The sequence below is a fragment of the Amycolatopsis dongchuanensis genome (genome assembly GCF_039542405.1).
Taxonomy (GTDB): domain Bacteria; phylum Actinomycetota; class Actinomycetes; order Mycobacteriales; family Pseudonocardiaceae; genus Amycolatopsis_E; species Amycolatopsis_E sacchari.
Genome location: NZ_BAABIB010000051.1, coordinates 81,627 through 94,656, shown reverse-complemented (window position 1 = coordinate 94,656; position 13,030 = coordinate 81,627). Strand labels below are relative to the sequence as shown.

The 13,030-nt window shown below is 72.0% G+C and carries 10 protein-coding genes and 1 riboswitch; of the genes, 5 read left to right on the top strand and 5 right to left on the bottom strand.

The genetic code is table 11. The features are described 5' to 3' along the window. The first annotated feature begins 328 nt into the window (after positions 1-328). Positions 329-2,230, top strand: coding sequence for a S53 family peptidase (locus ABFX51_RS10930; RefSeq protein WP_346053650.1), 1,902 nt, complete (start codon positions 329-331; stop codon positions 2,228-2,230). A gap of 3 nt (positions 2,231-2,233) precedes the next feature. Here the strand turns inward: ABFX51_RS10930 and ABFX51_RS10925 are convergent, their stop codons facing one another. The 3 genes from ABFX51_RS10925 to cbiE all read right to left on the bottom strand — a co-directional run bounded on the left by ABFX51_RS10925 (position 2,234) and on the right by cbiE (position 5,697). Continuing rightward, entirely contained in the window at positions 2,234-3,697 is a 1,464-nt protein-coding gene (locus ABFX51_RS10925) for a M48 family metallopeptidase (RefSeq protein ID WP_346053649.1), read from the bottom strand. Between the two features lie 72 nt (positions 3,698-3,769). After that, on the bottom strand, positions 3,770-4,534 hold the full coding sequence (gene cobM, locus ABFX51_RS10920; RefSeq protein WP_346053652.1) for a precorrin-4 C(11)-methyltransferase: 765 nt from the start codon (positions 4,532-4,534) through the stop codon (positions 3,770-3,772). Beyond that, positions 4,531-5,697, bottom strand: a complete 1,167-nt coding sequence (gene cbiE, locus ABFX51_RS10915) for a precorrin-6y C5,15-methyltransferase (decarboxylating) subunit CbiE (RefSeq protein ID WP_346053648.1) — start codon at positions 5,695-5,697, stop codon at positions 4,531-4,533. Before cbiE ends, cobM begins: the two co-directional genes overlap by 4 nt. Before the next feature lie 41 nt (positions 5,698-5,738). Next, positions 5,739-5,800, top strand: a riboswitch (cobalamin riboswitch). A gap of 89 nt (positions 5,801-5,889) precedes the next feature. Here cbiE and ABFX51_RS10910 point away from each other — a divergent pair. The 4 genes from ABFX51_RS10910 to cobC are packed head-to-tail and all read left to right on the top strand — an operon-like array spanning position 5,890 to position 10,778. Further along, a complete protein-coding gene (locus ABFX51_RS10910; RefSeq protein WP_346053647.1) occupies positions 5,890-7,830 on the top strand; it encodes a putative cobaltochelatase in 1,941 nt (646 codons plus the stop codon). Further along, complete coding sequence (gene cobO / locus ABFX51_RS10905; RefSeq protein ID WP_346053646.1) at positions 7,830-8,444, top strand: cob(I)yrinic acid a,c-diamide adenosyltransferase; 615 nt, start codon at positions 7,830-7,832, stop codon at positions 8,442-8,444. The genes ABFX51_RS10910 and cobO overlap by 1 nt, the downstream gene beginning before the upstream one ends. Beyond that, positions 8,438-9,766 (top strand): cobyrinic acid a,c-diamide synthase CobB, encoded by a 1,329-nt coding sequence (locus ABFX51_RS10900; protein WP_346053645.1) that lies wholly within the window; start codon positions 8,438-8,440, stop codon positions 9,764-9,766. The genes cobO and ABFX51_RS10900 overlap by 7 nt, the downstream gene beginning before the upstream one ends. Further along, a complete protein-coding gene (cobC, locus tag ABFX51_RS10895; RefSeq protein ID WP_346053644.1) occupies positions 9,759-10,778 on the top strand; it encodes an Rv2231c family histidinol phosphate aminotransferase CobC in 1,020 nt (339 codons plus the stop codon). Before ABFX51_RS10900 ends, cobC begins: the two co-directional genes overlap by 8 nt. On the opposite strand, the gene ABFX51_RS10890 is transcribed toward cobC, so the two are convergent. Next, positions 10,729-12,123: an APC family permease gene (locus ABFX51_RS10890; RefSeq protein WP_346053643.1), complete on the bottom strand. Its 1,395-nt coding sequence runs from the start codon at positions 12,121-12,123 to the stop codon at positions 10,729-10,731. The genes cobC and ABFX51_RS10890 overlap by 50 nt on opposite strands. Continuing rightward, the gene (locus ABFX51_RS10885; RefSeq protein WP_346053642.1) at positions 12,120-13,010 is read right to left on the bottom strand and encodes a proline iminopeptidase-family hydrolase; all 891 of its coding nucleotides are present in this window, start codon (positions 13,008-13,010) and stop codon (positions 12,120-12,122) included. Before ABFX51_RS10885 ends, ABFX51_RS10890 begins: the two co-directional genes overlap by 4 nt. Positions 13,011-13,030 lie beyond the last annotated feature (20 nt).

Sequence of the window (13,030 nt, the reverse complement as noted above, 5' to 3'; positions counted from 1 at the left end):
AGGTCCAGCCCTGTTCGACAATCAGCTGGGCGAGTCGGAGCCGGGTGCGTGGGGTCAGAGTGGCGTTAGGGTGGGACACGAAGGCCTCCAGTCGGTGAAGCGGTTCCCCGACAGCTCCACTTCACATCCGGAGGCCTTCACCTGTCTGCACGACAGGCCGTCACCAGTCACCTCAACCCGGGACAACGTCCCTGGACATCACACCTAGCCCAGCGGTCGATCATGCGCCCGATCGGGCCGCATCCCCGGCCACCCCGGGCGGCCCCGCAACCAGCTCCGGAGAACGCGGCGTCTGGAGGGAGGCAGCGTTCTCGCACAAAGGAGAATCATGCGGAAGAAGCGCCATCTCCTGGCCGTGACGGGGTACCTCGTCGCCACGGCCGTTGTCCTCGGCGGGGTGACCGCCCAGGCGGACGAGCCGCCCAGGGTGCCGGTGGCCCACCTGGCGGACACGTGGGCCGACCGGGTGGCCCGCGAGGGTACGGACACCGGTCCGGCCGACCCGTCCAGCACGTTCACCGCCCAGGTGTTCCTCGCGGGCGACGCCCGTGGCCTCGCCGACTACGCCCGCGCGGTGTCCGATCCCGCCGACCCGCTCTACGGCCACTACCTGACACCCGAGCAGACCCGCGCCCGCTTCGGCCCCACCCCGCAGCGGATCGACGCGGTCACCGCCTGGCTGCGCGGGGCCGGGCTGTCGATCGACGACGCCGGCCCGCGTGCCGTCGTCGTGCACGGCACCCTCGCGCAGGCGACCACCGCGTTCGGCACGCGGTTCGACAACTACACCTTCCTGGGCTCCCCCTACCGCGCGGCGGTGGACCCGGTCACCGTGCCCGCCGCCGTCGCTCCCGACGTCCTCACCATCACCGGGCTGACCGTTTCGACCACGACCGGAAAACCGACGATCCCCACCACCGACGCCGCGCGGAAGGCGGCCGGGACGCCGGCCAACCCCTGTCCCGCCTACTTCGGTGCCGCCCCGGCCACCGACCTCCCTCCCGCCTACGGCCAGGTCACCCAGTGGGCCCCGTGCGGCTACACGCCCCAACAGGTGCGTGACGCCTACGGGATCACCGGAACCGGGCTCACCGGCAAGGGCGTGACGATCGGCATCCTCGCCCTGGACTACGAGGTCAACGTGCTGTCCGACTCGAACCGCATCGCCACCGAACACGGCGAACCGGCCTTCGCGCCGGGGCAGTTCACCACGTACCTCCCGTCCGACGCGCCGCAGTCCCAGGCCGGCGGCGAGTTCACCATGGACGTCCAGGCCGCGCACGCGATGGCCCCCGACGCGAACATCGCCTACGTCGTGGGTTCGCGTGCCCGCCTGGGAGACCGCTTGCTGGACGCGATCGCGCAGGTCGTGGACAGGCACCTGGCGGACGTCGTGTCGGGTTCGGTCATCACCGGTTACACCCCCGGCGCTGCCCCGGACGCGATCGCCGCGTACGAGCGCCTGTTCCAGGAGGCCGCGGTCGAAGGCATCACCTTCACCTTCGCCAGCGGCGATTCCGGTGGCGGGGTCATCGACGGCGTGCGCACCGTGGAGTACCCGCCGTCCAGTCCCTGGGTCACCGGCGTGGGCGGCACGACGCTCGCGCTGGGCCGGGGCAACGAATACCTGTGGGAAATCGGCTGGGCCAGCTACACGACGCCGTTGTCCGAGGACGGCACGCGGTGGGTCGCGGAACCGCCCGGCTACCAGTCGAAGGCCTCCGGGGGAGGCACCAGCACGGTGTTCCCGCAGCCGTCCTACCAGCGTGGCGTCGTGGCGCCGAGGTTCGCGGGCAGCCCGCCGATGCGCACCGTGCCGGACGTGTCCGCGCTCGCCGACTACGAGATGGGTCTGCTCGTCGGGGAGACCGAGTACGACCTGCAAGGCAACCTGGCGTATGCCGTCAGCAATGGCGGGGGCACGAGCCTGTCCTCGCCCTTGTTCGCCGGCATCGCGGCCCTTCTCGTGCAGGAACGGGGCCCGCTCGGGTTCGCCAACCCCGCGCTGTACGCGCGGCACGGTGACGGCCGTTTCCACGAGATCCTCGGCAACCCGGCGGGGACGACGGAGACGGTCAGCTTCGCGGTCGTCGACCACGGGGAGGTCGACCTCGTCACCCCGGGGCAGATGGACAAGAGCGACCTGGAATTCGGTCCCGGGTACAACACCACGACCGGTTTGGGCTCTCCCACGCGCAAGCTGATCGACTCGTTCCGGCCGGGCCGGTGAGCGTCAGCTCCGCACCGCCTCCGGGTGGGGGTAGCTGACGCTCGCCGAGGGGCGCCAGTCCAGCGGCAGGCCCGCGTCGGCAACCAGCTTGCGCAGGCCTGCCGCGTCCCCGGCGTCGAGGACCGCGGTGAGCCGCTCGCCGTAGCCGGCCTCGTAGGTCAGCTGCGCCGGGGCGGACCACGACAGCTCCCAGCGCGCGAGCCCGGCGTCGGCCAGCGCGACCGTCACCAGCAGCTCCATCTCCTGCCGCAGCTCCCGGTGCCCGGCCAGCCGCCCCGTCTCGAAGGCGTCCAGCACGGTGGCGAGCGTCGCCGGCTGCTGCTGCATCGTGTAGCCCGCCGAGCGGAACAACGGCTCCACCGCGCGCCCGGCATCGTGCCGGATGCTGACGTGCACCAGCAACGGCCAGTCCAGCCGGAACTTCGCGTCCGCGCCCTCGCGCAGCGCCCCCGCCATGACGGCCTCGAACGTCGCGTCCGGGTTCTCCAGCAGGTCCCGCGCGGGCCGGTCGGCGGTGACGGCGGGACCGGGCAGCGTTTCGAGCAGCGCGACGCGTTCGGCGGTGGGCGGGTGCGAGTCGTACGGGGTCGCGTCCGTGCCCGGCTGCGCCCGGACGGCGTCGAGCTCGGCGCGGTTGCCCGGATCGGTGAGCACCGCCGTGAACCCGCCGAAGATGTGCCGCGGCAGGTAGCCGGCGGACCAGCCGAGCCCCGCGTACCGGCTCAGGAACCGGTGCCAGGCGAACGCGAGCGCTTCGACCTCACGCAGGGCGCTCGCCGCCGCGTGCGGGCCCGCGATGGTGGCCGCTAGTGCGTCGGCCGCGAGCTCCTGCCGCCGGCTCAGGGTCGAGGACAGGCGCAGGTAGAACCTCGCGTAGGCGGCGAAGAACGCGGCGACGACCTGGTCGAACCAGCCCGGTCGGGACAGCTGTCCCAAGGTTCGGGCCATCCGGACGAAACCGCGGTAGGTCGCGGCGGCGAAGCGCGTGTCGCGGTTGCTGTAGTGGGCCAGTTCGTGGGCGAGCACCGCGGTCAGCTGCGCCTCGCTCAGCCCGGCGAGCAGCGGCGCGCCGATGATCATCCGGCGCTTCGTGACGCGCAGCCCGGCGAGCCGCGCGTCCTCGCTCACCCCGGCGTTGACGGCGGGCACGAGCCGGATCTCGTCCGGCGGCGCGGTGCCGACGTCCGCCGCGAGGCGCCGGACGAGCCCCCACAGCCGGGGCTGCGCCTCCGGCGTCACCACGACACCACCCCGTTCCCCGTCACCCAGCCGGTCGAGCGTGAACACCGCCTTCACCAGGACGAAGAGCACGGGCAGCACGATGAGGCCGATCTTGACCCCGGTGAACGCGTTCGCCCGCAGCGCGAAGACCTCCAGCGCACCCAGCCCGGCCGCGACCGCCAGCACGACGACCGGGAAGGCCGCGAGCAGCACGAGGCACACCACCGCGCGAACGGAAAACCGCATCGGAAAACCCCCAGCGAAATCGAGAAGGTGATCATCCTGTCGTGCGCGGCCGGTGGGGGCAAACACCTTTTCTCAATCGATATCGCGGAATTTCTCCGAACGGTCCCGCGCCGCGGAATACAGGTAGCTGTCCGGAAAATTCTCGGCGGCCAATACGCGGCCGACGAAAATGACCGCCGCCCGGTTGATCCCTTCTGCCCGGATTTTCGGCGCGATTTCGCCGAGCGTGCCGCGCACGACGCGTTGTCCCGGCTGGGTCGCCAGGTGCACGACGGCGACGGGGCAGTCGGCGCCGTAGTGCGGCAGCAGTTCGTCGGCGACCTGCTCGATGCGGTTGATCGCGAGGTGCACCGCGAGCGTCGTGCCGGTGGCGGCGAACGCGGCCAGCGTCTCGCCCGGCGGCATGGCCGTCGAGCGGGCCTGGACGCGCGTGATCACCAGGCTTTGCCCGATCGTCGGCACCGTCAGTTCCCGGCCCAGCACCGCGGCCGCCGCGGCGAACGCGGGAACGCCCGGCACCACCTCGTACGCCACCCCGGCCGCGTCGAGCCGCCGCATCTGCTCCGCCACGGCGCTGTAGATCGACGGGTCGCCCGAGCACAGGCGCGCCACGTCGTGCCCGGCGCGGTCGGCCGCCACCAGCTCGCCGACGATCTGGTCCAGCGACAGGTCCGCGGTGTCTATCCGCTTCGCGCCGGGCGGGCAGTGCGCGAGCAGGTCGGGCGGGGTGAGGCTGCCCGGGTAGAGGCACACCGGGCAGCGGGCGACGAGGTCCCGGCCGCGCACGGTGATGAGATCCGCGGCGCCCGGGCCGGCACCGATGAAGAAGACGGTCATTTCGAGTAGCTCCATTGGGTGACGGTGCGGGCGGGTGTCCAGCCGGTGAACCCGCCGAGTGGCGCGGCGTGCTCGACGGCGAGCCGGACCAGCTCGCCGCCGTGCTCCCGGTAGGCGGCCGCGAGGACCTGCTCCGACTCCAGCGTGACGGCGTGCGCGACGAGCCTCCCGCCGTCCCGCAGCGCCTCCCGGCACACGTCCAGCGACGCCAGCCCGCCGCCGACGAACACGGCGTCCGGCGCGGGAAGCCCGGTCAGCGCCTCGGGTGCCGGACCGGTCACCACGCGCAGTTCGGGCACGCCGAGGCGCTCGGCGTTGCGGCGGATCCGGTCCGCCCGCACCTGGTCCCGCTCGACGGCGATCGCGCGGTTGCGCGGATGGGCGCGTGACCACTCGATCGCGACGCTGCCCGCCCCGGCGCCGACGTCCCACAGCAACTGCCCTGGCAGCGGTGCCAGCCGCGCCAGCGCGGACGCCCGGAGGTCCCGTTTGGTCAGTTGCCCGTCGTGCTCGAAGGCGTCGTCGGGCAGGCCGGGCAGCGTCGGCAGCCCGGGGCCCACGCACTCGATCGCCACGACGTTCAACGGGTCCACTTCGGCCGACCAGGTGCGGGCGACGCCGTCGACCCGGTGTTCCCGAGGTGAACCCAGCCGCGACAGCACGGTCATCCCGCTCTCGCCGAAGCCCTGTGCGGTCAGCAGTTCCGCGACCGCCGCGGGGGTCGCGGCGTCCGAGCTGAGGACCAGCACCCGCGCGCTCGGCGTGAGCACCCTGCTGACGCGATGGACGCTGCGCCCCACGACGCTGACGACCTCGGTCTCCTCCGCGGACCAGCCCAGCCGCGCCCGCGCGAGCGTGACAGAGGACACCGCGGGCACGATCCGCACGTCCTCGAACCGCTTCACGAGCGTCGTGCCGATGCCCGACAGCAGCGGGTCGCCGCTCGCGAGCACCCCGAACCGCTTGCCGGCGTGGCCGGACAGCAGCTCGTCCAGCGCGGGCAGCAGCGGGCTCGGCCAGGCGTGTTTGGGCAGGTCGAGCGGCACGAGGTCGAGCTGGCGGGCCGAGCCGAACAGCACGTCGCACGCGGCCAGCTCCGCCCGCGCGGGCTCGGGCAGCCCGGCCCAGCCGTCGGCGCCGAGGCCCACCACAACAATCGTCACGTCGGAGAACCGTATGCGATGATGCCGGGGACGGCCGTCGTGGAACCCGGTGCGAATCCGGGGCGGTCCCGCCACTGTGATCCGGCCCTCCCGGCCGGGAGCCAGAGCTTCGGCGGCCGTTGCGTGCCGGCGTGCGGCACGTGCCCTGTTCGAGCGGGCGAGGACACCCGCGCGTGGCGAAGGAGCTCTCCCTTGAGGCCGTATCCGTTCACCGCCGTCGTCGGGATGCCGGATCTGCGGCTCGCGCTCGTGCTGTCGGCCATCTCACCCGCGATCGGCGGCGTGCTCGTGCGGGGCGAGAAGGGCACGGCGAAGTCCACGATGGTCCGCGCGCTCGCCGGGCTGCTGCCGGAGGTGGACGTCGTCGAGGGCTGCCGCTTCTCGTGCGACCCCGCGCGCCCCGATCCCGCCTGCCCCGACGGTCCGCACACCGGTGCCGCCGCGACGCGCCGCCCCGCGCGGCTCGTCGAGCTGCCGGTCGGCGCGGCCGAGGACCGCGTGGTCGGCTCCCTGAACCTGGAACGCGCGCTGGCCGAAGGCGTCACCGACTACCAGCCGGGCCTGCTCGCCGCCGCGCACCGCGGCCTGCTGTACGTGGACGAGGTGAACCTGCTGCACGACCACCTCGTCGACACGCTGCTCGACGCCGCGGCGATGGGCCGCGCGACGGTCGAGCGCGAGGGCGTCTCGGTCTCGCACGCGGCGCGGTTCGTGCTCATCGGCACCATGAACCCCGAGGAGGGCGAGCTGCGGCCGCAGCTGCTCGACCGGTTCGGGCTGACCGTCGAGGTCGCCTCCAGCCGTGATCCCGGGCAGCGCGCGGAGGTGATCCGGCGGCGCCTGGCGTACGAGGCGGACCCGGACGGTTTCGCCGGCCGCTACGCCGAGGAGGACGCCGCGCTGGCCGCCGAGATCCAGGCGGCGCAGAAACTGCTGCCGTCCGTGGCGCTGACCGACGACGCGCTGCGCCAGATCGCGGAGGTCTGCGCCTCGTTCGACGTGGACGGCATGCGGGCGGACATCGTCACCGCGCGCACAGCCGTCGCGCACGCCGCGTGGGCCGGGCGGACCGAAGTGTCCACTGAGGACATTCGCGTCGCGGCCCGGCTGGCGCTGCCGCACCGCCGTCGCCGCAACCCCTTCGACGCGCCGGGGATCGACGAGGAGCAGCTGGAACAGGCCCTGCGGGACGCCGAACCGCCGGAGCCGGACGACGACGGTCCCGGTTCGGGTTCCGAGGCGCCGTCGGAAGCTCCACCGGAAGGTGGCGACGGCGGGCAGACCCCGACAGCCGGGCAGCAGGGCGGCGGTGAACAGCGTGCGGGAGCGGGAAAACCGTTCAAAGCCAGGCTGTTCCGGGTCGCCGGGGTCGGTGAGGGCGAGCGTGGCCGCCGGTCGCGCGCGATCACCGAGTCGGGCCGCACGATCGGGGTGCAGCCGACGAGCGTCCGGGAGGGCAAGCCACACCTCGTCGCCACGCTGCGTTCGGCCGCGCCGCACCAGCGTGACCGTGGCCGTGCGGGCCCAGGGTTGGTGCTGCGCAAGGGAGATCTGCGGTACGCGCGGCGTGAGGGCAACGAAGGCAACCTCGTGCTGTTCTGCGTGGACGCGTCCGGTTCGATGGGTGCGCGGTCGCGGATGCGCGAGGTGAAGACCGCCGTGTTGTCGCTGCTGCTGGACGCCTACCAGCGGCGGGACAAGGTAGGACTGGTGACGTTCCGGGCGCAGGGCGCGGAACTCGCGCTGCCGCCGACGATCAGCGTCGAAGCCGCCGCGGCTCGGCTGGAGGCGCTGCCGACAGGTGGCCGCACGCCGCTGGCGGAAGGGCTGCTGGAGGCGGCGAGGGTGCTGCGCGTGGAGGAGCTGCGGGACCCGCGCCGCCGCCCGCTGCTCGTCGTCGTCACCGACGGCCGCGCCACGAGCGGGCCCGACGCCGTGCGCCGCTCGCACGCGGCCGCGGAGCTGCTGGCCGGGGTCACGTCGGTGGTGATGGACTGCGAGTCCGGCCGGATGCGGCTCGGGCTCGCCGCCGAACTGGCCGAGCACCTCGGCGCGGAACACGTGCCACTGGGCGAGGTCGCCGCGGATGCGCTGACCGGCGCCGTGAAGTCCCGCCTGGGGAGGGCCGCCTGATGCCGCAGGGCAAGCCGGAGGTCGTGCCCGACGACGGGCTCACCACGCGCCAGCGCCGCAACCGCCCGATCTTCGCCGTCCACACCGGACCGATGAAGGGCAAGTCCACCGCCGCGTTCGGGATGGCGTTGCGGGCGTGGAACCAGGGCTGGTCGATCGGCGTGTTCCAGTTCGTCAAGTCCGCGAAGTGGCGGGTGGGCGAGGAAAGCGCTTTCAAGGCGCTCGGCCAGTTGCACGAGAGCACCGGTCAGGGCGGACCCGTCGAGTGGCACAAGATGGGCGAGGGCTGGAGCTGGTCCCGCAAGGCCGGTTCCGAGGAGGACCACGCCGCCAACGCCCGCGAGGGCTGGGCCGAGATCAAGCGGCGCCTGGCCGAGGAGCGCCACGACTTCTACGTGCTCGACGAGTTCACCTATCCCCTGAAATGGGGTTGGATCGATGTTTCCGACGTGGTGGAAGCGATCCGCGACCGGCCGGGGCGGCAGCACGTCGTGATCACCGGCCGCGACGCCGCGCCGGAACTCGTCGAGGCCGCGGACCTCGTGGTCGAGATGACGAAGATCAAGCACCCCATGGACGCCGGGCAGAAGGGCCAGCGGGGGATCGAATGGTAGCCAGGCTCGTCATCGCGGCCCCCGGCTCCGGACACGGCAAGACCACCATCGCGGCCGGGTTGATGGCGGCGCTGCGGGCACGCGGGATCGACGTCTCCGGGCACAAGGTCGGCCCGGATTTCATCGACCCGAGTTACCACGCGCTCGCGACCGGCCGTCCGCCGCGCAACCTGGATCCCTTCCTGCAGAGCGAAGAACTGCTCGTCCCGCTGCTGCTGCACGGTGCGGGCGAACTCGCCGTGATCGAGGGCGTGATGGGCCTGTTCGACGGCGCGCTGGGCACCGAGGGCTTCGCGTCGACCGCGCACGTCGCGCGACTGCTGGACGCGCCCGTGGTCCTCGTGGTGGACGCGAGTGCGGCGAGCCGCAGCGTCGCGGCGACCGTGCTGGGCTTCGCGACGTACGACCCGCGCGTGCGGCTCGCGGGAGTGATCCTCAACAAGCTCGGCTCGCAGCGGCACGAGGACGAGATCCGCGCCGCGCTCGCGCCCACCGGGATTCCCGTGCTGGGAGCGTTGCGGCGCACCGACGACATCCACGCACCGAGCCGCCACCTCGGGCTGGTGCCGGTCGCCGAGCGGGCGGCGGAGTCGCAGCGGCTGCTGCCGAAGCTCGCGGCGTGGATCAGCGAGGGCGTGGACCTGGAAGCCGTCGTCCGGGTGGCGCGGGGAGCTTCGCGGTTGAGCGGGCAGCCGTGGTCGCCCGGGGTGTCGTGGGACGGGCCCCGGAAGGTCGTGGCCGCGGCCGCCGGGGAGGCGTTCACGTTCCGGTACACCGAGACCGTGGAGCTGCTCGCGGCGCACGGCGTCGATGTGGTGGACCTGGATCCGTTGCGCGACAAGGCTTTGCCGGAGGGGTGCGCGGGGCTGTACTTCGGCGGCGGGTTCCCGGAGGTGCACGTCGAGGAGCTGTCCGCGAACGTGCCGTTGCGCGAGGAGATCGCCGCCGCTGTCCACAGTGGAATGCCGGTGGTGGCGGAGTGCGCCGGGTTGCTGTACCTGTGCCGGGAACTCGACGGGCAGCCGATGGTCGGCGTGCTCGACGCGGTGGCACGCATGACGAAACGCGGTGCGCTCGGCTACCGGCGCGCGGTGACGCCCCAGCCGCACCTGCTGGGCGAAGCGGGTGACCGCGTGACCGGGCACGAGTTCCACCGCACGGAAGTCCTGCCACGCCACGGGAAAACGCCCGCGTGGGAATGGGACGGCAAGGCCGAGGGCTTCGCGACGCCGACGTTGCACGCCTCGTACCTGCACGTTCACTGGGCCGGGCACCCGTCGCTCGCGCGACGGTTCGCGGACGCGGTGCACCGGCATGGCTGACTACGACCTGCACCACCACGGGGACCGCGAGGTCGGTGACGGCCTGGTCGACCTGGCGGTGAACGTCCGCCTGCCCGAGCCACCGGAGTGGCTGCGGCACGAGCTGGCCGGGGCCCTGCGCGACCTCGCCGCGTACCCCGATCCCACGGCCGCCACCGAAGCCGTCGCCACCCGGCACGGGCGCCGACCGGAAGAAGTGCTGGTCACCGCCGGTGCCGCGGAGGCCTTCACCTTGCTGGCCACGGCTTTCCGCGGCCGGAACGCCGTTGTGGTGCACCCGCAGTTCACCGAACCCGAGGCCGCGCTGTGGGCCGCCGGCCACGAGCCGCGGCGGGTGGTGCTGCGGCCGGATTTCACGCTCGATCCCGCGCTGGTGCCCGAAGACGCCGACTTGGTGTTCGTCGGCAATCCCACGAACCCGACGTCCGTGCTGCACCCCGCCGCCACGCTCGAAGCGTTGCTGCGGCCCGGCCGGGTGCTGGTCGTCGACGAGGCTTTCCTCGACGCGGTCCCGGGTGAGCCCGAGTCGCTGGCGGGGAAAGCGCTTTCCGGGCTCGTCGTGCTCCGCAGCCTCACCAAGACCTGGGGGATCGCCGGACTGCGAGCGGGTTACCTGCTGGCCGAACCCGACGTGGTACGGCGGCTGAAAGCCGTGCAGCCGCCGTGGTCGGTCTCGACGCTGGCGGCGCGGGCCGTCGTCGCCTGCTGCCGCCCCGCCGCGCTCGACGAGGCCGACAAGCTCGCCGTCGCCGCCGAACGCGACCGTGAGCGGCTCGTCGCGGGGCTGCGGGACCTCGGCGTCGAGGTGCTCGGCGAGCCCCGTGCCCCGTTCGTGCTGGTGAAAATCCCTGGGGCGCAAGGCATTCGGGAGCGGCTTCGCGAAGAGGGGTACGCCGTCCGCCGAGGTGACACGTTCCCCGGGCTGGACGGCGACCACCTGCGGCTCGCCGTGCGCGACGAGGCTACGACGAGTGCGTTTCTCCGGGTGCTGGCTCGCCTTCTTCCAGCGTGAGGTTCGCCGAGCGCCCGGTCACCTTGAAGAACACCAGGATCAGCACCCCGATCGCGAGCCAGACCAGCCCGCCGACCTTCGCGTGGATGTCGGCGTTGACCAGCACGTACCCGATGATCACGAACCCGATCAGCGGCACGACGAGGTGCAGCCCGAAGTTCCGGTCCCGCTGCCGGAACAGGTAGTGCGACACCACCGAAACGTGCAGCAGCAGGAACGAGAACAACGCACCGAAGTTCACCAGCGACGACAGCAGCGAGATCTGCCCGACCAGGAACAGGCCCAGCACCAGGGAAATCCCCGCGACGAGCAGGATGGCCTTCTCCGGCACGCGGCGCACCGGGTGCACGTGGCGCAGGAACCGGGGCAGCTGCCCGTCGCGGGCCATCGAGAACAGCAGCCGCGACGTCGCCGCCTGCGCGACGAGCGAGTTCGCGATCGCCGTGCCGATCGCGACCGCCAGCGCCACGACGATCTCGAACGCCCGCCCGCCGATGAGGTTCGAAATGTCGTAGAACGCGTTGTTGGCCGCGTCGTCGCTCTCGAACTGCGTCTTGCCCGGTACGAGCAGCGCCGCGAGGTAGGTCTGCACGACGAACAGCACCGCGACGAGCGTCAGCGCAAGCAGCGTGGCCCGGCCGATCACACGCGAACCGCCCTTGACCTCCTCGGACATGGTGGAAATCGCGTCGAACCCGAGGAACGACAGCACCGCGATCGACAACGCCCCGAACACCAGGGACGGCGAGAACTCGGCGGAGTTGAAGAACGGCGTGCCCGACCAGTGCGCCCCGCCCGAGCCGCGGCTGATGCCGATGACCGCGAGCACCACGAACACCACCAGCACGAGCAGCTGCGCGTAGAGGAACACCTTGTTCGCCGTCGCCGTCGTCTCGATGCCCCGCAGGTTGATCAGGGTGTTGAGCAGGACGAACAACACGATCCACGCCCACTGCGGCACGCCGGGCACGACGTTGGCCATGGCCTGCGCGCCGATGACGTAGAGCAGCGTCGGCACGAGGAGGTAGTCGAGCAGGATCGCCCAGCCGGCCAGGAATCCCGCGGGCTGGGCGATGCCGCGGCCCGCGTAGGAGTAGACCGAGCCGGCGATCGGGAAGGCGCGGGACATTTCGCGGTAGCTGATCGCGGTGAAGATCATCGCGACCCAGCCGATGACGTAGGTCAGCGGCACCATGCCCGAAGAGCCGTCGAACACCGAACCGAAGATCGAGAACGGCGCGATCGGGACCATGAAGACCATGCCGTACACGACGAGGTCGCGCACGGTCATCGTCCGCCGGAGTTCCTGCTGGTAGCCGAAACGCTGCAGTTCGGGCTCGCTCATTCCGCCGCCTCCAGAAACGCGCCGACGATCTCCAGGTAGGCATCCTGCTCCTCCACGTGGGGCATGTGGGAGGAGTTTTCGAAACGGTGATGACGAACGTCCGGAATCCTTTCCAGATAGGGCCGGACGCAGTCGTCGGTGGCCTCGTCGTACCGGCCGTTGACCACGAGCGTCGGCACCTCCACCGCCGGCAGCCGGTCGATGACGCTCCAGTCGCGCAGCGAGCCGATGACGTGGAACTCGTTGGGGCCGTTCATCGCGCGGTAGACCGTCGGGTCCTCGGCCAGCGCCTCGTTGGTGCGCTGGACCTCCGGCGGGTTCGGCACGATCCGGCAGACGTGCCGCGCGTAGAAGACGTCCGTCGCCGCCTTGTATTCGGGGTTCTCGTAGTCCTCGGCGGCTTCGTACCGTTCGAGGGTTTCGCGGACGTCGTCGGGCAGCTCCGCGCGGAGTTTTTCGGCCGCCGCGGTCCAGTCGCGCATCGACGCGGGCGAGTCGGCGATGACCAGTTTGCGCAGTCCGGCGGGTTTCCGGACGGCGTGTTCGGCGGCGAGCATCCCGCCCCACGACTGCCCGAGGACGTCGTACTCGTCCGCGATGCCGAGGTGGGTCAGGAGGTTGTCGAGCTCTTCGAGGAACAGCTCGACGGTCCAGAAACCCGGATCGGCGTCCCGCAGCCGGGTGGATTCGCCGCAGCCGAGCTGGTCGTAGTGGACGACGGGGCGGTGCTGGTTCGCCAGGCCCGCGATGCTCAGCACGTAGTTGTGGGTGCAGCCGGGGCCGCCGTGGAGCACGACGAGCGGCACGCCGGAGCCCAGTTTCCCGGTGACGCGGTACCAGGTGCGGTAGTCGCGGAAGGGGGCGAAGCCGGTGGTGGAGGGGACCATGGCGGGTAGGGTACTCCGCA